This window comes from Draconibacterium orientale (assembly GCF_900111425.1).
Lineage (GTDB): Bacteria > Bacteroidota > Bacteroidia > Bacteroidales > Prolixibacteraceae > Draconibacterium > Draconibacterium orientale.
On the sequence record NZ_FOHT01000011.1, the window covers coordinates 107740 to 133632 of the forward strand.

General features: G+C 42.9%; 15 protein-coding genes. 7 read left to right on the top strand and 8 right to left on the bottom strand.

Features of this window, described 5'->3' with window-relative positions; translation table 11 throughout:
* Window positions 1–181 precede the first annotated feature (181 nt).
* The 4 genes from fucP to BMW53_RS08165 all read right to left on the bottom strand — a co-directional run bounded on the left by fucP (window position 182) and on the right by BMW53_RS08165 (window position 5071).
* Window positions 182–1483, bottom strand: coding sequence for an L-fucose:H+ symporter permease (gene fucP, locus BMW53_RS08150; RefSeq protein ID WP_038562651.1), 1302 nt, complete (start codon window positions 1481–1483; stop codon window positions 182–184).
* Window positions 1484–1563: 80 nt separating this feature from the next.
* Window positions 1564–2643, bottom strand: coding sequence for a mannose-1-phosphate guanylyltransferase (locus BMW53_RS08155; RefSeq protein ID WP_038562653.1), 1080 nt, complete (start codon window positions 2641–2643; stop codon window positions 1564–1566).
* 416 nt (window positions 2644–3059) lie between these two features.
* The gene (gene buk, locus BMW53_RS08160) at window positions 3060–4142 is read right to left on the bottom strand and encodes a butyrate kinase (RefSeq protein ID WP_038562656.1); all 1083 of its coding nucleotides are present in this window, start codon (window positions 4140–4142) and stop codon (window positions 3060–3062) included.
* Between the two features lie 8 nt (window positions 4143–4150).
* The gene (locus BMW53_RS08165) at window positions 4151–5071 is read right to left on the bottom strand and encodes a phosphate acyltransferase (protein ID WP_038562658.1); all 921 of its coding nucleotides are present in this window, start codon (window positions 5069–5071) and stop codon (window positions 4151–4153) included.
* Window positions 5072–5699: 628 nt separating this feature from the next.
* On the opposite strand from BMW53_RS08165, the gene acs reads away from it, so the two are divergent.
* The 6 genes from acs (at window position 5700) to BMW53_RS08200 (ending at window position 18125) form a co-directional block, all read left to right on the top strand.
* Window positions 5700–7622, top strand: coding sequence for an acetate--CoA ligase (gene acs / locus BMW53_RS08175; protein ID WP_038562663.1), 1923 nt, complete (start codon window positions 5700–5702; stop codon window positions 7620–7622).
* 153 nt (window positions 7623–7775) lie between these two features.
* Window positions 7776–9071, top strand: coding sequence for an L-lactate MFS transporter (locus BMW53_RS08180; protein WP_038562665.1), 1296 nt, complete (start codon window positions 7776–7778; stop codon window positions 9069–9071).
* 301 nt (window positions 9072–9372) lie between these two features.
* A complete protein-coding gene (locus BMW53_RS08185) occupies window positions 9373–12066 on the top strand; it encodes a bifunctional acetate--CoA ligase family protein/GNAT family N-acetyltransferase (protein WP_051568071.1) in 2694 nt (897 codons plus the stop codon).
* A 298-nt stretch (window positions 12067–12364) separates the two neighbouring features.
* The gene (locus BMW53_RS08190; protein WP_074780478.1) at window positions 12365–13132 is read left to right on the top strand and encodes an SIR2 family NAD-dependent protein deacylase; all 768 of its coding nucleotides are present in this window, start codon (window positions 12365–12367) and stop codon (window positions 13130–13132) included.
* A 61-nt stretch (window positions 13133–13193) separates the two neighbouring features.
* A complete protein-coding gene (locus tag BMW53_RS08195) occupies window positions 13194–16436 on the top strand; it encodes a S41 family peptidase (protein ID WP_038562668.1) in 3243 nt (1080 codons plus the stop codon).
* Between the two features lie 561 nt (window positions 16437–16997).
* Window positions 16998–18125 carry a hypothetical protein gene (locus BMW53_RS08200; protein WP_038562670.1) on the top strand — a complete coding sequence of 376 codons (1128 nt, stop codon included), beginning with the start codon at window positions 16998–17000 and terminating at the stop codon, window positions 18123–18125.
* A 272-nt stretch (window positions 18126–18397) separates the two neighbouring features.
* Here the strand turns inward: BMW53_RS08200 and BMW53_RS08205 are convergent, their stop codons facing one another.
* From BMW53_RS08205 to BMW53_RS20925, 4 genes are all read right to left on the bottom strand, one after another.
* The gene (locus BMW53_RS08205; RefSeq protein WP_038562673.1) at window positions 18398–19468 is read right to left on the bottom strand and encodes a tetratricopeptide repeat protein; all 1071 of its coding nucleotides are present in this window, start codon (window positions 19466–19468) and stop codon (window positions 18398–18400) included.
* Window positions 19469–20341 carry a helix-turn-helix domain-containing protein gene (locus BMW53_RS08210; protein ID WP_038562676.1) on the bottom strand — a complete coding sequence of 291 codons (873 nt, stop codon included), beginning with the start codon at window positions 20339–20341 and terminating at the stop codon, window positions 19469–19471.
* 380 nt (window positions 20342–20721) lie between these two features.
* Window positions 20722–21813, bottom strand: a complete 1092-nt coding sequence (locus BMW53_RS08215; protein ID WP_038562679.1) for a DUF6588 family protein — start codon at window positions 21811–21813, stop codon at window positions 20722–20724.
* A gap of 155 nt (window positions 21814–21968) precedes the next feature.
* Complete coding sequence (locus tag BMW53_RS20925; RefSeq protein WP_157470884.1) at window positions 21969–22118, bottom strand: hypothetical protein; 150 nt, start codon at window positions 22116–22118, stop codon at window positions 21969–21971.
* Window positions 22119–22343: 225 nt separating this feature from the next.
* On the opposite strand from BMW53_RS20925, the gene BMW53_RS08220 reads away from it, so the two are divergent.
* A complete protein-coding gene (locus BMW53_RS08220) occupies window positions 22344–25271 on the top strand; it encodes an FAD-binding and (Fe-S)-binding domain-containing protein (RefSeq protein ID WP_245749022.1) in 2928 nt (975 codons plus the stop codon).
* Window positions 25272–25893 lie beyond the last annotated feature (622 nt).

Below are 25893 nucleotides of genomic sequence, written 5' to 3' on the forward strand. Positions count from 1 at the left end.
CTGATGGTGTAGATTCAAAAATTATATTCCCATGAAAGTAAATTCCTAATCAATACTTCCAATATCGCGCATGCTGTTAAAAACTTCCGACCATATAGCATTCGACACATTTACTTTTTTTATACTGCTAAATCGATTCATGGATATTTTTAAATTTTTCAGTAGCGTTTATACTCTATTCTTAATGAACCGTTTTAAATGCGTTATATGTTCTTTTGCCATAAATTGCAATTACCACAAAGCAGATAAAAGGCAAAATAAACGAAAAGTTAACCGCCGGAAGCGGTCCGATAGTCCCCTGGTCGATAATTAACCCCTGCAGTGGCGGCATTAAAGCTCCGCCCACAATTGCCATTACCAAACCAGCGGCACCAAGCGTTGCATCATCGCCAACGTCTTCCAGCGCAATTCCGTATATGGTTGGAAACATTAGCGACATAAAGGCCGACGTAGCCACCAGCAAATACAATCCCATCATTCCCTGAATTAAAACTACGCCAGCCGTTGTACACATTCCTCCTATGGCAAAAAGCAATAACATATAACGGGCGTTCAGGTACTTCATTAAAAAGGTACTTATAAATCGGCTTGCTATAAAAATTGCCATGGCAACAATATTGAAATTCTGAGCCTGAGCTTTTGGAATACCCAGATTATCGGCATACTGAATAATGAAAGTCCAGCACATTATTTGTGCACCCACGTAGAACACCTGTGCAATTACACCTTCCCTATATATTTTATTCCGGAATAACCGTTTTGCCGAATGCCACGGATGAATTTCATGATCTGCACTTTCGCGTTTCGGCATTTTTGAAACAGCTATAATTATTAGCATTACAATTACAAAAAAACCCAGAATTACATACGGATTGCGAATTACAGCAAGATCGTTTGTACGAATAGCTGCTTTTTCGGCTGCGTTTAAAGTATCGAAGATCAGGTTTCCGGCAGCATCCCGCTTATCCGATTCTAACGACGACAGAATTAGTTTTGAAGCCACAAACATTCCCAAAATCGATCCCATTGGATTAAACGATTGTGCCAGGTTTAAACGACGCGTTGCTGTTGCCGGATCACCCATCGATAGAATATATGGATTGGCTGTGGTTTCCAGAAAAGCCAAACCAAAAGTAAGAATGTAAAGCGACATCAGGAAGAATCCAAAAATTTCGTACTGCGCAGCCGGAAAGAATAACAAGGCACCAATAGCATACAAAGCAAGGCCAATAATAATTCCGGTTTTATAAGAATATCGTTTTATAATTAACGCCGCCGGAATGGCCATAGTAGCATATCCGCCATAAAATGCAAACTGCACCATAGCAGCTTTTGCATTGGAAATTTCCATTACCGTTTGAAATGCGGCCACCATCGGGTTGGTCAAATCATTGGCAAATCCCCAAAGGGCAAATAAACTGGTTATAAGTATAAACGGAACAAGAATTTTCTTGTCCACAACAATTGCTTTAGTTTTATTCATTGGTTTAATAGTTTTACTAAAATATTGGTAGTTAGTACAGTTTTAGCAAACTGCCCGGTAAGATTACAGAAACCGAGCTTTTATAGATACTCTGACTTATTATTAGCTTTAAGTTGTTCAACAATTTTTTTTATATCCTCGGCATTATCGCGTTTGCATACCAAGGTTGTATTTCCGTCGCGTACAACAATTACATCGTCGAGCCCAACCACAGCAACCAAACCTTCGTCGGTTGACACATAGGAGTTTTTAGCATCTAAAAATATGGCCTCACCCATTCCGGCATTGCCATTTTCATCCTTTTTATCGGTTTGATATACCGATTCCCAGCTTCCCAGATCATTCCAATCGAAATTTCCTTCAACCAGGTAAATATTTTTGGCGTGCTCCATAATGCCGTAATCAACCGAAATACTTTCAACTGCGCGGTAAATGGTATCTAGCGTCTCCGGATAGGAAGGATTGCCCAAATCAGCCTGAATTTTACGCAAATCGGCATACAAGTCCGGGGCAAACTCTTCAACCGCTTTCAGGAAAACCGATACTTTGAAAACAAATAATCCGCTGTTCCAGTAAAAACCGCCTTGTTTCAGGTAACCGGCAGCAGTGGCTTCATCCGGCTTTTCCACAAAACGTTTCACTTTAAACTGCTTTATTTTTTCGTTGCCGGTAATGTCTTCGGCGGTTTGTACATAACCGTACCCCGTTGCCGGATAGGTTGGCGTAATTCCAAGCGTAACAATACCATCACGCTCGCTGGCAATTTTAGCGGCAGCCAAAACAGTATCTTTAAACAACGTATTATTGGTAATTAAATGATCGGAAGGTGAAACAACCATCACGCCATCCGGATTTTCGCGCTCGGCATACATCGCTGCCAAACCAATACAGGGCAAGGTATTTCTGCCAATCGGCTCGTAAATCAGGTTTTCTTTAGGCAGCATCGGAGTTTGCTCTTCCAGCACTTTTGCCTGCGTTGCACTTGATACAATGTAGATATTTTCTTTTTTAGTGAAGGTTGCAAATCGTTCAATGGTGTCCTGAAGAAGCGATTTGTCGCCAAAAATATTCAGGTACTGTTTTGGTTTTACCGTTTTACTGCGTGGCCAGAATCGTGTTCCCGAGCCTCCCGCCATGATTAGGGTGTACAAATCTTTCATATAGTTTTATTTGTAGTTTGCCAAATTACCGGATAAAATAAGCCAAATCAGTTTGCGGGTATTGACGCATACTCCGACTCCTTTTATGCTCCGATTTTTTTTGATTTGCAATGTAATAAATTGCCCCGATAAGCCACGGCAAGATGGAGGTTTTAATTTCAGAAAATTTTCACGGATTTGTGATGACTGTTTATTTTCTAGTTAATGGTTAAAACCCTGCAATTTTATTGTAGCTACTTTAGTTTCTATAACTTTCTATTATAAAAGGAAGTAGATTTGAGTACAGAGATTTGAGTATTGAGACTGATTTTAGTTTTTCTCTCTACTCATTACTCAATACTCATGTCTGCTTTGTCAATTATTCTTCTTTGAATTTCATTCAATCTTAAACCTATGTACTTCCAGTGCATAGTGGTTTATTTTATCACCGGATTGTATTCTCTTGCCTCAATTTCGCCATTGGCAACACGGAATGCGTTCATGGCCAAAGCTTCCAGTTCATCTTCACCAGGATAAACAAACACTTCTGAAATAAATGCTGTCCGATTTCGGATGTAGGTCTCTAGTTGTTTATCGTAAGCCAAACCTCCGGTTAATAATATTCCGTCAACTTTTCCTTCGAGTACAACAGCCATTTCACCAATCATTTTTGCCACCTGATAGAACAAAGCTTCCTGAACCAACTTTGCTTTTTCATCACCTTTTTCCACGCGTTTCTCCACTTCCAGTGCATCGTTTGTGCCCAGATACGCTACATAACCACCTTCGCCAACAACCATTCTGCGAATTTGCTCCTGCGATAATTTTCCGTTAAAACAGAGATCGATTAACTGACCAACCGGCAAAGTTCCCGATCGTTCGGGGCTAAAAGCTCCTTCCCCGTCGAGCCCATTGTTTACATCGACAACACGGCCGTTTTTATGCGCTCCTACAGAAATACCACCGCCCAGGTGAGCAATTATCAGCCGCATTTCGGTGTAGTTCTTTGCCATTTTTTTAGCATGAAAACGTGCTGTAGCTTTTTGGTTTAACGCATGAAAAATCGACTGCCGTTGAAACCTTGGATGGCCTGAAAATCGTGCCACCTCATCCATTTCATCGGTAACAACCGGATCGGCAATAAAAGCTTTGGCATTTGGAATCTGCAAAGCAATATAATCGGCCAGCATCCCGCCTAAATTACTGGCATGATGCCCCATTATACCTTCGCGCAAATGTTCGAGCATTAAATTATTTACCCGGTAAACGCCCGATTCCAAAGGATAAGTCAGCCCGCCCCGGCCGATGATGTATTTTATAGCATCTACTTCAATTCCTTCTTCAACCAAAGCCTCAATAATTAGCCCCTTTCGGAAAGCAAACTGATCGACAATATTCTTATAGCGGAGCAGTTGCTCAAGCGGATGGCGGATGGTTTTTGAAAAAACACATTCTTTTTCGTTATAAACAGCAAATTTTGTGGAGGTAGACCCCGGATTTATGGCAAGAACCTGATGCATAAAATAATTTAGATATTACTTCTCTGGTAACTTACAATTGATGCAAGTGCTACAGAATTCAACTTTGTTTTTCTACTATCGCCGCGTGATGATACCACTGCAGGCACTTTTGCTCCGGCAATTATTCCCGCCATTTCGGCTTTAGCCAGTTTCGAATTTGTTTTATAAAAAACGTTGGCCGCATCAATATTCGGGAACAGCAAACAATCGGCATCGCCGGCGACAGGCGAGGTAAAACCTTTTACTTCGGCCGACTCGGCGTTAATTGCCACATCGAGTGCCATTGGGCCGTCAACCAAACCTCCTTCGATTTGGCCGTGCTCCGACATTTTGGCTATTGTGGCGCCATCCATACACGACTGAATAGAGATAATGATTTGCTCGGTAGGTGCAATTACCGCAACTTTTGGTTGTTCTATACCCAGCGATTTTGCCGCACAAATGAGGTAATTGGTCATTAAAATCTTTTGTTTCAGATCGGGGTAAGGCAACACGGCCGCATCGCCAAAAACAAGCAGTTTATGGTAATTCGGATTGTGCATTACCGAAACATGGCTTAAAGTACCTTTTGCCGGAATAAGATTGTTCTCCTTTCGTAATAATGCACGCATGAACTTATCGGTGGATATCATTCCTTTCATCAAAACATCGGCTTTGTTTTCATGAATAAGTTCTACGGCTTTGTCGGTAGCCTCGTGGATTGATTTGGCATCATAGATCTGATAATCCGAGCTATCAATCCCCAGCTTTTTGCACGACTCTTCAATAATTGTTCTGTCGCCGGTTATTATAGGAATTACAAATCCCAGTTGAACAGCATCGTGCATGGCTTCCAGTGTGCTGGTATCTACACCGTTAACCGCCACAACACGTTTCGGAGGTTGATTTTTTACAACTTCCAGAAGTTCTGTAAAATTGTTTATACCCATTGTTTAGCAATTTTAGCCCGAAAATACAACGCCTGAAGTTCTCAAGCGATAACTTTTCTCAGCAATTTTTATGTTGTAAACCACCTCTAAAAATTTTAAACTTAGAATTAGTATTCAGCAATTTACAATTTGATATGAATATGAAATTATTTAGCCCTAAAAACTTGGCATTTTCTTTTTTCACTACTCCCAAAAATCTGTGCTTATTATTTTTTTCAATTCTACAGATTATGAACCAGACAAAATATATATGTGTTTAAACAGAGTGTATTCTTTTAAAAGTAGGGAAAATCCCGGTCTTAATCAAATGTAAATCAATGTTATTCAAACAATAATATGGTGTTTTACAATATATCAAAATCTTTCTGTCAAAAGAGATTTTATACTATTTTCAAACAATGTAATATTAAGTTGTTTATACATGTTCAACTTGATTTCAAATCGTCCATACTTCGCATATCCGATTTTCTTCGACCTATCATCCGAAGCAAATCTTCCTGCAAAAAGCAAAAACACATTTTTACCTGGGAAATACCGTGCACAAGGCATTTATTAAGGGCTCCTGCAATTGTTGCAGGGCCAACACAATACTCGATTCATTTTAGTAATTAACCAAAATATAGCTGCGATGGAAAATAAAATCACAAGTTTAGCCGAGTACTTTCAGAAGTACAAAGAAAGTGTGGCTGACCCCGATAATTTCTGGGGAAAAATAGCTGAAAGCCATTATTGGCGAAAAAAATGGGACCAGGTTATTGATTACAAATTTGAGGGGGATGGTGCCCCCGATGTAAATTGGTTTGTAAATGGCAAACTGAACATTACCGAGAATATTTTTGAGCGTAACATGTTTATGCGAAAAGACCAGGTTGCAATTATTTGGGAACCCAACGACCCAAAAGAACGGGAGATAAAACTGACCTATGGCGAGTTGTTTGAAAAAGTAAAACAATTTGCCAACGGATTAAAAAAGATCGGTGTTAAGAAAGGCGACCGCGTAGCACTGTATCTGCCCATGGTTCCCGAGCTGGCCATTGCCATGCTGGCCTGTGCCCGGATTGGCGCCATTCACTCCATTGTGTTTGCCGGATTTTCGGCAACCGCACTAGCCGACCGTATTAACGATGCCGAAGCCAAAGTGGTAATTACTTCCGACGGCGGATTCCGAGGAACAAAATCAATACCGCTAAAAAGTATTGCCGACGAAGCAGTGGAAAAATGTCCATCGGTAGAAACTACTGTTGTTTTAAAACGCACCGAAGAAGAAATTCAATGGACAGAAGGAAGAGATATCTGGTGGAACGATTTGATTGCCGATGTAGATTGCGAAAACCAGGCAGAAACAATGGATTCCGAAGATGTGCTGTTTATCCTTTATACATCGGGCTCAACCGGAAAACCAAAAGGAGTGGTACACACCACCGCCGGCTACATGGTTTATGCCGAATACACCTTTAAAAATGTATTTCAATACAACGATGGCGATATTTACTGGTGTACCGCCGATATTGGCTGGGTAACCGGGCACTCGTACATTGTTTATGGCCCGCTGTTAACCGGAGCTACTTCCGTTATGTTCGAAGGTGTTCCAACCTGGCCCGATGCAGGACGTTTCTGGGAAATCGTGGATAAATATAAAATCAACCAATTCTACACCGCTCCCACTGCAATTCGTGCATTGGTGGCACAAGGCGACGAGTGGGTAACTAAACACGATCTGAGCTCACTAAAAGTGCTGGGTACGGTTGGAGAACCCATCAACGAAGAAGCCTGGCGCTGGTACCACGACCTGATTGGAAAAGGCCGATGCCCCATTGTTGATACCTGGTGGCAAACCGAAACCGGAGGAATAATGATCACACCGCTGGCAGGCATTACACCAACAAAACCTTCATTGGCAACCTTACCGCTACCCGGAATTCAGCCGGTGTTGCTTGATCACGAAGGAAACGAACTGAAAGGCAACAGCGTTGAAGGAATTCTTTGCATTAAACATCCCTGGCCGGGCATGATACGCACCACCTGGGGCGATCATCAACGATGCTACCAAACTTACTTTGCATCCTTCCCCGGCTATTATCTGACCGGCGATGGTGCCAAACGCGACGAAGAAGGTTACTACCGCATTATTGGCCGTATCGACGATGTTATTAATGTTTCCGGCCACCGTATTGGTACTGCCGAAGTGGAAGATGCCATTAACCAGCACCCCAAAGTAGTTGAATCGGCTGTGGTTGGTTATCCGCACGAAATTAAAGGAGCCGGTATTTACGCTTACGTTATTTGCGAAGATATGACCGATGCTGAACTGGATAATATTGAAGCCGAAATAAAGGCTACTGTAAATAAGTTTATCGGACCGATTGCCAAACCCGATAAAATTCAGATCGTTAGCGGTCTTCCCAAAACAAGGTCGGGAAAAATTATGCGACGCATTTTGCGGAAAATCGGAGAAGGCGATGCGACCAACCTTGGCGACACCTCTACTTTACTTGATCCGGGCGTTGTTGAAGAAATTATCGACGGAGCAAAAGTTGAAGTAAAACGATAACTCTTAATAAAAACAGGCATCTTCTCACGAGGGTGTCTGTTTTGTTTCTCAACCTTCTTTATTTACTTAACAGGCAGCACTTCAATGCAATGTTCTTTCGCACAGCATTTATGCCTGTTTTCCTGTCCATAAAAACCAAAGAACTAAACAAAAATGAAAGGACTAAAAATTACTAACCGTTGGGCTGTAGTGGTTGGAGCAATACTTATACAATTAGCTTTGGGCGCTATTTATGCCTGGTCGGTATTTACCGCATTATTAACCGAACCCAACGGCGATTATGGCTTTTCGGCCACACAAACCGCCTGGGTATTTTCTGTTGGCCTGGCCACATTTGCCGTGGTAATGGTTTTTGCCGGAAAATGGCAAGCCAAATCAGGGCCTACAATCGTGGCATTAACCGGCGGCCTTGTTTTAGGTGCCGGATATATTTTAGGTGGATTATTTGGAAGTTCATTTCTGGCCCAACTGCTGTTTATTGGAGTACTCGGCGGAGCAGGAATCGGCCTCGCCTATGTGGTTCCCATTGCTGTTGGCGTAAAATGGTTCCCCGATAAAAAAGGACTAATAACCGGGTTGGCCGTAGCCGGTTTTGGTTTTGGCGCAACCATTTGGGTGAAGCTTGCAGGCTCGTGGTTTGGAGGCCTGTTAAACACCAGCAGCGCTTTTGGCTTGCCAGGCGTACAGAGTGTATTTGTTATTTATGGAATTGTATTCGCCATCATGGTTGTTTTGGGCTCGCTTGTAATGGTCAATCCGCCCGCTGGATACAAACCCGCAGGTTATGAACCACCGGTAAACCACACTGCCAAAACATCGGGTGGCGTTGAGTTTGACTCCAGCCACATGCTTCGTACTAAACAATTTTATGCCATTTGGGTGGTATTCATTTTTTCGGCACTTGCTGGTCTGATGGTAATTTACTGCATAAAACTATTTGGCATTGATGCTCTGGAATACAACGGAATTAAAAACGCCGGAGTAATAACCGGAACTGCAATGGCCTGGTACGCCATATTTAACGGATTAGGCCGAATTGTTTGGGGAATGATTTCCGATAAACTCGGACGAAAACGAGCCATATTTTTTATGACCCTATTTCAGGGGGTGATTATGCTGATGATCTACCACATTTTTATTCGCTTTGGCGTAACTTCCGGGTTTATTGCCAGTGCCTGTATAATTGGCTTCAACTTTGGCGGAAACTTTGCGCTATTTCCGGCCATTACAGCCGATTTTTTTGGAAATAACACCGTTGGCAAAAACTACGGCTGGATGTTTACAGCCTACGGTTTTGCAGGAATTGCAGGCCCTCAACTTGCCGGTCATTTTAAAGATTCGGCAACCGCATCATCCGGGCCAATCGTTTGGATGGCTCCTTTTATAATTGCCGGAGTTGCCTGTTTAATTGGCAGCGTTATTATTTTGCTTACTAAACCACCTAAATAGTGAACCAGAAAAAGCGTCGGCAAAAGACGCTTTTTTTATTTGCTATCACTGGTTTTTGCTGATGTATGCTATATAACACCGTATTTTCTTATTGTTTTACAGCATAGTTTATCACGACCTTTTATACACAAAAGCTGTAACTAACTAATTCAATTACCATTACATTTTTCGGCCAGGTAAAAGCCCGGTTCCTGAACATTTTCGAACTTGGTATTTTTTCATGAAATTTATAACGGATTTCAGTCAACTACTAAAATCAACAGAATACTGACACCCGATTTAAACCAAAAAACGAAGAAACATGGCCATAAAAAAACTCGATAGTATTTTCCGACCAAAACGAATTGCCCTAGTTGGCGTTTCAAATAATCCCGACAGTGTAGGCGGTATCACCCTTCGAAATTTAGTGGGAGGAGGTTTTAACGGCGTTGTATATCCGGTAAATCCGCGCCGCGAAGCCGTTTTTGGAATACCTTGCTACCCGGATGTAAAAAGCCTGCCGAAAACTCCGGACCTAGCCGTTATTATGACTGCAGCCGAGGCCGTACCTCAATTGGTGCAAGATTGTGGCGAGGCCGGAATTCACGGCGTAATCATCATGTCGGCCGGTTTTAAGGAAGCAGGAGAAGCAGGTAAAAAGCTGGAAGAGCAGGTAAAAGCTCAAAAAGCTAAATTCCCTGATATGCGAATCGTTGGCCCTAACTGTCTGGGCATTTTGGTGCCGGGACTAAATATGAATGTAAGTTTCGCTCAAACAATGCCCAAGAAAGGACACGTGGCATTTATTTCGCAATCGGGCGCGCTTTGTACTTCTGTTCTCGACTGGGCTTACGAGTCCAACATAGGATTTTCCAACTTTGTTTCAATTGGTAATTCCATGGACGTAAGTTTTGGCGATCTGATCGATTATTTTGGACAAGATCCAAACACAAAATCCATTGTGCTTTATGTTGAATCCATCGCAAATGCCCGCACCTTTATGTCGGCAGCAAGGGCTTTTTCGCGCGAAAAACCGATCATCGTATATAAATCAGGTCGTTACCCCGAATCAGCTGCAGCAGCCGCATCGCATACCGGGGCTATGGCTTCTGAAGATTCGGTTTACGATGCCGTATTCCGCAGAGCAGGTTTGGCAAGGGTTTTCGAATTTGGAAACATTTTCGATTTTACCGACCTGGTAGGCCGCAAACGTATTCCGAAAGGGAACCGGCTGGCAATTGTTACCAATGCCGGCGGACCTGGTGTAATGGCAACCGACTCGCTGCTATCAATGGGTGGAAGCCTGGTAAAACTGTCGGAAGAAACCATGCAGAAACTAAACGATTACCTGCCCTCATTTTGGTCGCATGGCAACCCGGTTGATGTACTGGGAGATGCTACACCCGAAAGATTTGCAAGAGCTGCCGAAATAGTTTTGGAAGATAAAGAGGTGGATTCCGTGTTGGTGCTGCTTACCCCGCAGGCTATGACTGATCCTACAGCCACGGCACAGGCCATTGCCACTATGTCGAAGAACACAACAAAATCGATTATGACATCGTGGTTGGGAGGAGCTGCCATGCACGAAGGTATTCACATCCTCAACCAAAATGGCATTTCGAATTACCCTGCTCCGGAACAGGCCATCCGTGCATTTATGACACTTTCTGATTATTCCGAAAATCAGCAAATCCTGTATGAAACGCCACGTGAGGTACCGGTTTCATTTCAGTACGACCGCAACGAACTTCGCCAGAAATACCTGACCCAGGTATTCCCAAAAGCCAAAGTACTGAATGAGGACGATTCGAAAATGCTGGTGAACGACTACGGTATCGACACCACGCACCCTACCCCTGCAACAACCGAAGATGAAGCCGTAAAAATTGCCGAAGAAAAAGGTTACCCTGTGGTGCTGAAAATTTATTCGCCTGATATTATCCATAAATCGGATGTTGGCGGTGTTGCCCTGAACATTGAAAACGAAGAAATGGTGCGGGCTACTTTCCGCAACATGGTAAAAACAGTCGCTGAAAAACGCCCCGAAGCCAGAATTGATGGTATTACCGTACAAAAAATGGTGGACACCAAAGACGGTATCGAACTAATTGTCGGGACAAAAAAAGACCCGGTATTCGGAACCGTAATGCTGGTTGGCATGGGCGGCACAACTGCTGAACTTTTTAAAGATCAGCGCCTGGAATTTCCGCCATTAAACGAACACCTGGCCCGCCAAATGCTGCGATCGCTAAAAATTTATCCGCTGCTGAAAGGCTGGCGCGGCGATGCACCTAAAAACATCGATAAACTGATTGAGGTACTCATTCGCATGTCGTACCTGGCGGCTGATTACCCCGAAATTGAAGAGCTGGACATCAATCCGCTTATTGTTACCCCAGAAGATGTAATTGCGCTTGATGCACGAATAGTCGTTGATGAAGAATTGCTGACAACTCCGGCAAAAGAATATTCGCACCTGATTATGCGCCCATACCCGGAAAGCCTGATAAAAGAAGCGACTTTACGCGATGGAACGCCAGTAACTCTGCGTCCCATCCGGCCTGAAGATGAGCCCATGTGGCTCGAACTGCTGGGAAGTTGCTCGAAAGAATCCATCTATCACCGCTTTCGTTACGACTTTTATTTTGATTCGCACGAGGTGGCTTCACAATTCTGCTTTATCGATTACGACCGCGAAATTGCCATTGTTGCCGAGCACGAAAAGGAAAATGGCAAAAATGAGCTTATCGGTGTTGGGCGGTTGATTGCCGACCCCGATGTGGAAATTATGGAATATGCGGTGTTGATTACCGATAAGTGGCAGAAAAAGGAGCTTGGGTTTACATTGACCAGCTACTGCCTTGAAATTGCCAAATCGCGCGGAATTAAGAAGCTGGCAGCCGAAACCACACGCGATAATAAACCGATGATCTCTGTTTTCCGGAAACTGAATTTTAAAATCCGTTTTAACGAAGACACCACAGTAACGGTTAACAAAGACCTGGAGCAGGAATAAACCACTAAACACGAAAGTACATATATTTAGGTTTGAATATTTTTAAAAATGAACAAAGAATAGGATATGAGTAGAAAGTACTGAGTAGTGAGTAAAGAATGTAAACACGTATAAGTTTCTCAATACTCAAATCTCTGTACTCAAAACCAATACAAATGTTTATAGAAACTAAAGCAGCAGCAAGAATCCAGAATTTTCGGGAGCGCTGTTTTAATCATTAACAAGGAATAAAAACCTTTTACATTAAATATTGTTATCTCCCGGTAAACAGCAAGGTTTCCGGGAGTTTTAAAATTGTATGAGTTCTACTAAACTAACAAAATCACTGATCGATAAACTTTGGCAGGCTTCGTACCTTATCCGAAAGGCGAAATATGCCGTGGCATTTACCGGTGCGGGTATTTCTGTTGAGAGTGGAATTCCGCCGTTCCGGGGCGAAAATGGTCTGTGGAATGTTACCCACCCCATTTTTTTGGAAATTGAATATTTTCAGAAAAAGCCATTGCAGTCGTGGAAAAAAATAAAGGAAATATTTTACGACAGCCTGGGTGATGCCGAACCCAATATTGCGCATATTATGCTGGCAAAAATGGAAGAACGCAGTTTTGTTGAAACCGTTATCACGCAAAACATCGATCACCTTCACCAAAAAGCCGGCAGTAAGTATGTTTACGAATTGCACGGCACTTACAAGCAGTTAATTTGCACCGAATGCAGCTCGGAATACGACATGAGTTTTGCCGACCTGAATTACCTCCCTCCCACTTGTTTTGTTTGTAAAGGCATTTTAAAACCCGACATGGTTTTCTTTAACGAACCCATTCCTGCATTTGCAAAAAAACGTGCGTTCGAAGAAGCTGCTAAAGCCGATGTGCTGCTGATAATCGGTACCAATGCCGAGGTTTTACCGGCAGCCGAAATACCGGTTGTGGCTAAAAACAACGGGGCAAAAATCATCGAAATAAATATCAAACCCTCCCATTTCACCAACACCGTTACCGATATTTTCCTTCAGATGAAAGCCACCGAAGCCATGAGCGAACTGGGCCGTTTATTGTATCTTTAGATTATTCTTGTGGTTTTGAAAAATTATATCTACAATTAAAATCCATTTCAAATTAAGTTATATGAAAAAAATTGTACAACACACACTAACACTTATTTTTCTACTGGTTTTTGCAACCGGTGTTAAAGCAGAAAACGATTCGAGATTGCTGCGCTATCCCGACATCAATAACAACCTGGTGGCTTTTGTTTATGCCGGCGATATCTGGACGGTAAGCGCAAACGGCGGCGATGCCAAAAGGTTAACCTCACACGAAGGGATGGAGTTATTTCCAAAAATTTCTCCCGATGGAAAGCTGATTGCATTTTCGGCCGAATATTCAGGCTCCCGGCAGATTTATGTAATGCCTGCCGAAGGCGGAACACCCAAACAACTTACCTACTACAACCCGGTGGGAATGATGCCGCCACGAGGTGGTTTCGACAATGTGGTGCTCGACTGGACACCCGACAGTAAAAATATTCTGATTCGTGGAAACCGTACCATCTGGGGAGAACGAAACGGTAAATATTTCCTGGTAAATATCGACGGTGGACTGGAAAAAGCGCTGCAGATTGTAAACGGCGGATTTGCCACTTTTTCGCCTGATGCTACAAAATTGTGCTTCACTCCGGTTGACCGCGAATTCCGCTCGTGGAAAAGATACAAAGGTGGCCGCGCTACCGATCTTTGGATTTACGACCTGGAGAAAGATATTTCGGAGCAAATTACCGATTTTCCCGGCTCCGACCAATGGCCAACATGGTTTGGAAATGAGATATTCTTTGCGTCCGATCGCGATTTGAAATTTAACATTTACAGCTACAATACCGACTCCAAAGAAGTAAAACAAATCACCGATTTTGAGGATTTCGATGTAATGTGGCCATCGGGCGAAAACGGACAGCTGGTTTTCGAAAACGGCGGATACATTTATAAGACCAACCTGGAAAACGGAGAAACCACAAAACTCACCGTTAACCTGCATTTCGACAATCCCAACCTGCTGCCCTACTTTAAAAATGTAGCCGATAATATTCACAGCTACAGCATTTCGCCAACTGCAAAACGGGCTTTATTTGATGCCCGCGGCGATATTTTCTCGGTTCCGGCAGAAAAAGGAATTACCGAGAATTTAACCAACACTCAAGGCGTTCGCGAAATTTATCCGCAGTGGTCGCCAAACGGGAAATACATTTCGTACTATTCGGACGAAAGCGGCGAATACGAAATTTACCTGCTGGAAAATAAAGAAGGTGCCCAACCCGAGCAGATAACCAAAAACTCATCGGCATGGAAATACGACAGCCAGTGGTCGCCAAACAGCAAGTACATGGTTTATTCCGACCGCACGTTAAAACTGAAACTGCTGAACGTTGAAACAAAAAAAGAAGTTACAATCGACCACGCCGCACAGAGTGAGATTCGTTCGTATAATTTCTCGCCCGACTCGAAATGGGTAACCTACACAAAGGAAGCGGCGAACGGACAAACGGCAATTTGGGTGTACAACCTTGAAAACGAAAAAACCATCCAGCTCACCGACGATCGTTTTAACGATTACTCACCCGTTTTTTCAAGCGATGGAGAATACCTGTTCTTCCTGTCGAACCGCGACTTTAACCTCGATTTCTCCAGCTTCGAATTCAGCTATCTCTATAACAATGCCACACGCATTTATGCGATGATATTGAAAAATGACGGCGAAAATATTTTCAAATTCGAAAACGATGTGGAGCCGGTAAAATCGGATGCAGAAGAAACGAAAAACGGCAACAAGGAAGAAAAGAACGAAGATGTAGCAATTGATGTTGAAAACATTAATCAGCGCATTATTGCTCTTCCATTAAATTCGGGTAATTATGGAAACTTGCTGGCTGTTGAAAACGGCGTGATTTACATTAACGGTGGAAAATTACAGCGTTACAACTTAAAAGACAGGAAAGAAGAAACCATTGTGGAAGGAACCCGCCAGGCCATTATTTCGGCCGATGGAGAATCGATAATGTATCGTCCGGGAAGGGATTTTGCCATTGCCAAAATTAAACCCGGAATAAAATCGGGAGATGGAAAAATAAATCTCGACAATCTGGAAATGAAAATCGACCCGAAACAGGAATGGGAACAGATTTACAAAGACGGCTGGCGCATTTTCCGCGACTATTTCTATGTAAACAACCTGCATGGTGTAAAATGGGATGCCATAAAAGAAAACTATCAGCAATTGCTGCCCTATGTGGGGCACCGCGCCGATCTCGATTACCTTTTCCACGAAATTATTTCGGAGGCCAATGCCGGTCATGCTTATGCCAACTGGGGCGATTTTAAACAGGTAAAACGTGTTCAAGGTGGTCTTTTGGGAGCCGTTCTTACCGCCGACACCAAAGCCGGACGGTACAAAATTTCGCAAATTTACAAAGGCCAGAACTGGAACGAATCGCTGCGTTCGCCATTAACGGAACAGGGAATTGATGTAAACATAGGCGACTATATCATCAGCATAAACGGTACGAACATCACAACCAACGACAATCCGTACCTGGCTTTGGAAAACACCGCCGATAAACGAATTGAGATAAAAGTGAACGCCGAGCCAAAAGCCGAAGGCGCGCGCGCATCAATAGTAAAGCCCATTGCCAGCGAACAAAACCTGCGCTACTACAACTGGGTACTGGAAAGACGTGCCATGGTGGATAAACTTTCGGGCGGACGAATTGGCTATATCCACGTGCCCAACACGGCCGTAGAAGGAAACCGCGAATTGTTTAAAGGCATGTACGCCTACCACAACAAAGAGGCGCTGATTATTGACGACCGTTATAACGGTGGTGGATTTATTCCCGATGTAATGGCCGACCTGCTCGACCGGAAAACACTGAGTTACTGGCAGCGAAATGGCCTAACACCAATGAAAACGCCCGCCATTGCTCACGACGGACCAAAAGCAATGTTGATTAACGGTTATTCCTCATCGGGTGGCGATGCTTTCCCGTATTATTTCAAAAAGAAAGGACTGGGAACACTGATCGGCACAAGAACCTGGGGAGGTTTGGTTGGAATTTCGGGAAATGCCGAACTGGTTGATGGCGGTTACATCGCCGTTCCGCGCTTTGGTATTTTTAACGACCAAGGCGAATGGATTATCGAAGGCGTTGGTGTTTCGCCCGATATAAAAGTGGTTGACCGCCCCGAGCAACTGGCCAAAGGCGAAGATCCCGGAATAGAAAAAGCCGTTGAAGTTCTGCTACAGGAACTGCAGAAAAATCCGGTGAAAAAGGTGGAAGCACCGGCTCCTCCTGATCGCTCAGAGTGGAGAGAAGAATAGTAATTGAACACTGATGACGCGGATTTTACAGAAATTCGCCGAACAATAAAAAAAGCGCAAAACGGATTAAAACTGTATTGCGCTTTTTTGTTGAAAGTCGATCAACGAGAGACAGCTATTTTTCGTCCGAAAGTCCGGGCAATCAGTGATCCGCGAACGATGTCGGACGATTTCCTTTGGTCATTTCATCCCGATGCAACACAGTGGGTTAATCACATTCGACGCTTTCAGTGCTATCTTAACGTTGTACTTCTACTCATATCCCGAAGGGATAAAATTGGATTAACCTCGGGTGCAACCCGGGGGAGATATGAAAGGTTATCAAAGGCGCAATCAAAAAGCTATTCAAGGCACAATTGCTGTATGCGCCTTCTAATCCGACTATTTTTATGAAATGCTGTTGACGATCCACACTCTCATTCCTGTTTGTTATTCGCGGGAATCAGTTTTGTTTTTGAACAGCTCGTCTTCCTCTGATGCGGAAATCATTTAAATCCGCGTCATCAGCGTTCTGTTTTGTTAAAATTATATATTTGCCCTGCAAACTGTTTTTATACCAAAATGAAAAGATCTTACCTTTTAGTACTACTGCTCCCTCTGGTTTTATTTTCATGTTCATCGGGCAAAAAAGCGCTGCAACGTGGCGATTACTACCAGGCCATTTCAAAAGCTATTGAACGTTTAAAATCGAACCCAACCAACGACAAAGCTTTAAAAGTATTAAAAGAAGGTTACCCCATGGCCGTTGAGTGGTCGCAGGAAGAAATTGACCAGACCCTAACCACAAACGAGGCCTTTAAATGGGAACGCACCATTTCGGTTATGAAGCGCGTGAATGCCATGAGCGACCAGATAAGAAGCACTCCGGCAGCACGCAAACTATTTCCCGCTCCGAAAACATACACTTCGGAATTAACAATGGCCTACGAAAAAGCAGCCGAAGACCGCTACCAGGCCGGATTGCAGTTTATGGAACAGGAAACCCGCGAAAGTGCACGAACCGCCTACACCCATTTTGAAAGAGCCGACCAGTGGATTCCCGGGTATAAAGACAGCCATGAAAGGATGGCCATTGCTAAAGAACTGGCAACAGTTAATGTAGTGGTTGAGGCCGTAACAGTACACACAAAAGCCTACGAGCTTAGTTCCGGGTTCTTTTACAACCAGGTGTTTGAATATTTGAACAACCAATTCCCGTCGCATGGTTTTGTAAACTTTTTTTCGCCCAAACAGGCCGAAAATTTTGAGCTAAACCCCGACTTTGTGGTGCGCATGGAATTTTACGATTTTTCGGTGGGTAACCTGGTACGCAGCGAAAAAGAAGAAAGCCTTACAAAACGCGTAAAAGTACCGCTTACCGATACCACTTTTGTAAATAAAACCTACCGTGCCAAATTAAAAACGTATACCGACGAAGTAATTTCGGGTGGCCGCCTGAATTACCGCATTGTGGATTTTCAAAACGATAAATTGCTGCGCGACAACCTTATTCCAGGATCTTTTAACTGGGTAAACCAATATGCCATTTTTGCCGGCGACCAGGAAGCTTTAAGTGATAAACAATATGCACTTACCCAACAGAAAGCAGTTCCGCTGCCACCCCATCAGGATTTATTTATCGAGTTTACAAGGCCCATTTACAAACAACTTACAACCGAGCTGAATAGCTTTTTCAGGCGATATAGGTAAACCTGGGTTTCAACTGGCCGGATAAAATCAGTGCCGGGCACTGCTGGTGCGCGATTCTATCGCGTTCCGAAATAAACGAAAACCAAACGATGCAATCGTGCGGCAGCGGGGAGAATAAAGGCGACCAGGCAGAGGCAATATTCTTTTGGCTTATAAGGCCACATTCTACGCTGCCGGTTTAGTTCAAATATTGGTTGGTAAGTTCTCTTTCTGCAGTCGCGCAATCATTGCCCAAATAAGTATTGGTTCGGGATGAAATTCTGAAGAGCAAATCAGACCGGTTCTTTGGGCCAGTATTCTTCGAGACCCAATTTTTTAACCACTTCTGCAAAACGCGGATCGTTGTGCAGAAATTCAAAATCAGGGTGATTGATAATCAAATTAAAAAAGTGATAGTTCGGTCGCTTATAAGTGAGGTTTTGTTCCAGCCAGTAAACCGTTTGATCGGCATCCCCGAGAATGGCATACCACCAGGCCAGGTAAAAATAGTCGCCGTTCAATCCCTCTACCCGTATCGGATGATTTTTATTCAAATCAATCATCCAATTAAATAAACCGGGCATACCCTTTGCCATAAAAACAGCGTCTATTTCTAAGGTATCAACGGTATTATTTGAAAAGCGCGTAACAATATTCTTAAGCATGTCGCGAGCCTCCTCGTCCCGGTTCAGCTTTACGTAATTCAGGAAAAACAACCACAAATTACTGGCAAATGCGGGATTAAAACTGTGGGCCTCTTCCGTTACTACCAGCGATCGGTTATAATCCTTTTCGAAATACGCAATCCAGGCATCAAGATTTTTAACTACCCAGAAATACGGCTCCAGCTCCACGGCCCTGTTTACTTGGTGACGTGATTCGCTGACAGGCCCGGTAATCATTAAATACTGTGCATACCACTGCCTTGCCGTAGCAAAATTCGGATTTAATTCTATCGATTTCAGCAGAGTTTCACCGCCTTCGAATATATCACGTTGTGCCCACACCAAAAATGCTCCGAGAATAGCATAAGCTTCTGCACATTCAGGGTCAAGTTCAATTGCTTTTTTGCTGAACTCATAACTACGCATAAAACCATCGCACGACCGGATTATACCCCAGGCCGATAATTGCATACTGGCATTGGCAAGGCCGGCGTAAGCTTCGGCAAACGTTGAATCTTCGGCAATAGCCTTTTCGTAATAGGGAATGCTGTTTTTTACACCTTCGGCAGTAAAACCTGTTCGCTGTATACTGTTTGCCTGATGCAAAAGAAAACGGGCCTGCAGATAATAATCGTAGGCCTTTGCATTCCGGGTTTCAATCTTTTCAATATTGATGACTTCGGACTCGGAAAGTACCATTTATAACTTATTGGCCACCAGAAGAGCTACTTTCCCCTGAACATCGATAACATTATCGATTTGCCGGTCGTAATAATCCGACCACAAATGATCGTCATCTTTGGCATCGATCAACTGAACATTTATCCTTACTTTATCGGCGTATTTGCGTACACTACCCTCAAGAATATATCTTACTCCCAGCTGCTTTGCTATTTCCCGTACCGTTAGCTCTGAATTCTGCACGAGTTCGGAAGATGTGCGCGAAACTACACGCAACGAAGTAATCCAGTAAAGGTTATTCAGTATGTCTTCGGTAATACCGTCGGCGAAATACTGATTCGCATCATCATCACTCAAATTTTTGAACGGAAGAACCACTATCGACAATTCATTCTGCTCCGGGCCGTTCATCCGACTTACACCAAACCAGCCCCCTAAGAAGAGTACGATGAACACCAGTGCTGATAAAAATATGGTTCGGTATATTCGTTGCGTTTTTACAGGTTGCGACTCTGTGGTTTCAGCAATATCATTTTCAATACCAGCAGCCGGTTTTATTTTTCGCACTTCGCCGGGGGTACTTCCGAAAAGCTCATGAAAACAATGGCTGAAATAAGTCGGGCTTCCAAAACCTACCTCGTAAGCAACTTCCGAAATGGTTTTATTACTTTTCTGCAGCAGTTCTTTTGCGTTGTGTAAGCGAATATCGCGAATAAAACTACTTACCGATTTTCCGGTGGCCGCTTTTACCTTAAAATAAAGATTACTTCTGCTGATATTCATTTCGCGGGCCAGGTTACTCACACCAAAATTCTCGTTGTTTAGGTTGGCTTCAACTATGGAAGTCAAGCGGTTTAAAAAAAGCTGGTCTTGCTGAGAATTGGCATTCATTTTCTCGGCCTGTTGACTATCATTAATTTATATTGATTTACGAAATAATACAGACTTTGTTTGACTTAAAAAAATTGTTATGAATTGGCAGTCCGGCACCACTTTAGGTGTTTCCTGCGCCCTTTTTGCTTATTCCTGCGGCCTTTTTTTCAGTCCTGCGGCACTATTTCGTAATCCTGCGGCGCAGGGAAGCATAAAATTCATGCAGGGAGGGGTAAAATCGAGCAGGACGCCCAATTAGGTTGCAGGACGCCCAATAACCTAACAGGACGTTATTACAAGAAAGCAAAATAAAAAGCCCTCCGAAGCGGAAACAACGGAGGGCAAACTGTTGTGATTTTAGACCTATAGATTTTTTGTAACTGTAAAAAATTTCTTCTCTAGCGAAATCCGAAACTAATACCGCCATTATAACTTACATAATTGGCTTTACTGATGGAGCCAAACAGGCTAAAAAATGCCAACTTCAAGCGAAAGCCTGCATCAATTCCCATGTAATTATCTTTATAACTTAACGCTATCGGGTCTTCTTCCTCGGTCATGGCATTAAGCAATAATTCGTCGATGTTCGTAATATCCGTGCCCAACTTCGTCGGATCAGGCACCGGGTATTTTCCCAAAATATCAAATGAAGTTTTACTGGAATTACCGGTAACCGAGGCAAAAAATGTAATTACCGCAATCTTTTTCGAAACGATTAAGCCATACTTCATATTCTTGGTTGTAAATTCTCCTTTTTGATTCGGATCCTGTACATATCCTGCAGGATTTGGAACATCATCACCATAAACAGTATAGTCGAAATCAATTCCCGATTCGCCACTAATATTCGAATACGCCCCAAAAAGAGCCACATCCATAGGCAAATGCCTGATAACCGGCAACGATTCGCGGATATTATGCTTCAGGCCCAGGCCCCAGAGGCCGGCCTCTGCATCTTCGTTATCAATCTCAAATTCTACTTTTGGCACGTAACGTAGTATTACATCGGTATTGGGCAACAAACCGAATGTGGCCTGAATAACCGGAACCGGCACCACATCAACACCACTACCTCCGGGCGTAGAGAAATATTCCTCCGGCATGGTCTGACCATTTATCTGAGCATCATAATACAAACTTACCCCATCACCACTACCGGCAGCGGTAGATGCGATGCTCTGGCCCTCCCGTGCATACACATGTTGCAATCCCAGCTCATTTACATCAAAGGTTTTATCCGATCCGGGAACTTTAAACGCACTAACCGAAAAAGCCAGGTCGAATCCCCACAACTTATGTGTTTCGGCCGTAAAGTACCACGAATTATTCATGCCCACGCCAAGACCTTTCGCATAAGGCTCTACATAGGCATTAATCAACAGATTGGCATCATGTGTTCCAAAACGTAACATATCTGCCACATCCGATTGGGCATGAGAAAATTTAAGGCCTGCCAGGGTTATCAGTGCAACAAGAAAAAATTTTTTCATAACAATTACGATTTATTAATGAGTTTGTAAATCAAAATTTGATCCGATACATGCAAGTAAAGAAAAATATCGCGAAACCTTAATACCAACTTCTACTATAAAACACAGAATTTTACAAAATAGTATCAATGTGTCTTCTTTGGTAAAATAACTTTTTATGTATTTAGTATTCCTAAAAAATATTTTAAAGCCTGCCTGGCTTTATTTGGTTCATTTTCCTGATTGCAGAATTGGTGTGAAATTGTTGTTTCATCATTTTTGCTGAAATCAGAATCTTCCATTTCAATTAATAAGCCATTTTTCATTTTCCTTTATCTTTGAAAACATAAAAACCGAACGAAATGAAAGCAGCAGTTCTTACAAAATACAAGCAGGTTGAATGGAACGAGGTTGAAAATCCGGCTGAAAACATAAAAATCCTGCTTGATTTTAACACGACTGAATAAAAACTGCATCGGAAATTTTAACATACATGACGCGTAAAATTTGTATGACATATTATAAACTATTACTAAATTTGTGCTTTTCGAATGGCTATGACAACTACAAATAAATTCAACCAACTAAAAGCCCAACTACAGGGCGATCTTTTTTTCGATAACGTACAACGGGTGCTTTACTCAACCGATGCATCGCAGTACAAAGAAATGCCCCTGGCTGTTACCAAGCCCAAAAATAAGGACGACATTAAAAAGATCATCGCCTTTGCTCGCGAGAACAACACCAACATTATTCCCCGCGGAGCAGGTACTTCGCTGGCAGGGCAGGTTGTTGGAAACGGAATTGTTGTTGATGTTTCGAAATACATGAATAAAATTCTGGAGTTCAACAAAGACGAAAACTATGTTATTGTTGAACCCGGTGTTGTTTTGGCCGAGCTGAACCAGTTTTTGGCGCAACACGGTATGCAGTTTGGCCCCGAAACCTCTACTGCCAACCGCTGTGTTATTGGTGGAATGCTGGGAAATAATTCGTGTGGTTTGCACTCGTTGGTTTATGGCAGCGTGCGCGAACACATTTTGGAAATTGATGCGCTGCTAAGCGACGGTTCTGAAACCACATTCAAAGAATTAAACAAAGAAGAATTTCTGAATAAATTAAATGGCAATCCGAATCAACAGGAAAAAGCTATTTATTCGAATATTAACGATCTGCTTTCCGATGAAAAGAACAGGGAAGAAATTCGGAAAAATTTCCCTGAGCCCGAATTAACCCGCCGGAATATGGGTTATGCCATCGATGAATTAATGTATGCCGATCCGTTTACCGACGGTGGAGGAAAATTCAATTTCTGTAAATTGTTGGCCGGCTCTGAAGGAACTTTAGCCTTTTCAACCCGAATAAAGTTGAATGTAATTCCGTTGCCTCCAAAATACAAAGGATTGGTTTGTGCGCATTTCGAAACGCTGGAAGAATCGTTACACGCCAACCTGGTGGCGCTAAAATATAAACCAACGGCCATTGAATTAATGGACGACCCGGTAATGCAGGCAGCCAAACAAAACATTGAGCAGGCCAAAAACCGCTTTTTTGTGAAAGGCGACCCGGGCGCGATGCTGATGATCGAATTTTCGTTTAAAACTGAAAAAGAATTAACCGACACAGCTGCTGCTCTTGAAAAAGAATTAGAAGAAGCCGGTTTGGGCTATCATTATCCGCTGGTAACCGGCGCCGATAAAATAAAACGCGTGTGGTCGTTACGTACGGCCGGACTTGGGTTGCTGGCCAATATTCCGGGCGACAGAAAAGGCGTACCCGGAATTGAAGACACTGCTGTTCATCCGGAACATTTGCCCGACTACGTGGCTGATATAAAAGTTGTTCTGAAAAAACTGGAATTAGACAGTGTGTTTTACGCCCACATTGCCACCGGCGAAATTCACTTCCGTCCGCTAATCAACTTTAAAGATCCCAAAGATGTTGAGCTTTTTGACACCTTGATGAACGAAGTGGCTGCGCTGGTAAAAAAATACCGTGGTTCGATGAGTGGCGAACATGGCGACGGAAGAGCACGTGGAAAATTCATCCCGTTTATGCTGGGCGAACGCTGCTACGAAATGGTAAAATCGGTAAAAAAAGCCTGGGATCCGGATAACATTTTTAATCCCGGAAAAATTGTTGACACGCCACCAATTACCGAAAATCTGCGTGTAATTCCGGGCAAAGCCATTCCCGAAACCGATACCTACTTTGATTTCTCGAAAAATAAAGGCTATTTCCGTAGTATTGAAAAATGTAACGGATCGGGCGATTGCCGGAAAAGTGAAGTTATTGGCGGCACTCTATGCCCTACCTTTATGGCTACCCGCGACGAGGACAAAAGTACCCGCGGACGTGCCAATATCCTGCGCGAATTTCTGTACAACAACGATAAAAAGAACCTGTTCGACCATCAGGAAATATATGACATTTTAAGTCTGTGCATCTCATGCAAAGCCTGTAAAAGTGAGTGCCCCAGTAATGTAGATATGGCTAAATTAAAAGCCGAATTTCTGCAGAATTATTACGATTTACATGGCATTCCGTTGCGCTCGCGATTAATTGGTTACCTGCCACGTTTAAACAAACTGGCTATGGTTTTCCGCCCTGTTTCAAACTTTCTGATGCGCACATCGCTCTTAAAAAGCGCTATCGGGTTTTCAACGAAACGTACACTTCCGGCACTGTCGAAAATTACTTTAAACCGTTGGGTTGAAAACGGAGTTCCCACACCAGAGGCAGCAACAAAAGGCAAAATATATCTTTTTAACGATGAGTTTACCAATTACAACGAAAGCGATATTGGAATAAAGGCTATTCTATTGTTGACAAAATTGGGTTATGAGGTTAAAATTCCGCAAACCAAAGAAAGCGGACGAACCTTCCTTTCGAAAGGAATGGTACGGACTTCGAAAAAGGTGGCCACCCAAAATATAAACCTGTTAAAAGATATTATCACCGACGAAACGCCACTGGTTGGAATTGAACCTTCTGCTATTCTTGCTTTTCGCGATGAATACCCTGATTTGGTAGAAAAAGAGCTGCAACCGGCTGCTGAAAAGCTGGCGAAAAACGCCCTTCTTTTTGAAGAATTTATGGCTGCCGAAATTGAAAAAGGAAATATTACGGAAGCAGATTTTACTACCGAAGAACAACATATTTTACTGCACGGTCATTGCCAGCAAAAAGCCGTGGCATCAACCGAACCATCAAAAATAATGTTGTCGCTGCCTAAAAACTATTTTGTAAAAGAAATCCCTTCCGGTTGTTGTGGTATGGCCGGCTCGTTTGGTTACGAAAAAGAACATTACGAGCTCTCGATGCAAATTGGAGAGTTGGTGCTTTTTCCGGCGGTCCGAAAGGCTGAAGACGATTATATTATTTCGGCTCCGGGAACCTCATGCCGCCATCATATAAAAGACGGGACCAGCAAAAGTGCTTTGCATCCGGTGGAGGTGCTGTATGGGGCACTGCTTTGAAAAAGATAATATTCAATAGCCAATAATTTAGAATCTCCATAGCCATAGAACAGTTGAATATTGAGTATTCGTTATTGGATATTCCCTTGATGAAGAGTTTAAATGAGTATATTAGAGCTTGCTCCCTCCTCCTGCTTAGTCGTCGCAATAACACATAACTAGGTGGAATCAAGGCAGCGAACATTGTTTAATCAAATATTCGGAAAAATCTCAGTCTTCCACTGCCCCGTTAAACAGGTAACACATCATAAGGATGAGGAAATGAAGCGTTCAAAGCCTTCTTAACTCTTTCAATTAATCATAGCTTTAAAACTTAGGGAATTGATACCAAAAAGCGAGTTAAAAAATATGCTCAATAGCATATTTTACAATAATTATGATTAGCCGGAGATTTTAAGTCACAAATTCTCTTCTCGATTTTATACAAGTTCAAGGCTATTTCAGCCAGTAAAACCTAACTTTTTCACGATTCCTATCACATTTTTTCAAAATGGGACAGCACTATCTGTCAGCCAATTATAATATTTTTGAATATCCGTATTTAGTCATAGTCCAGTAATTCCAGCAATAACCAGCCTGTCAAAGAGTTTTTCTCCAAAATACCTCCGGTTTAGCTTGTAGA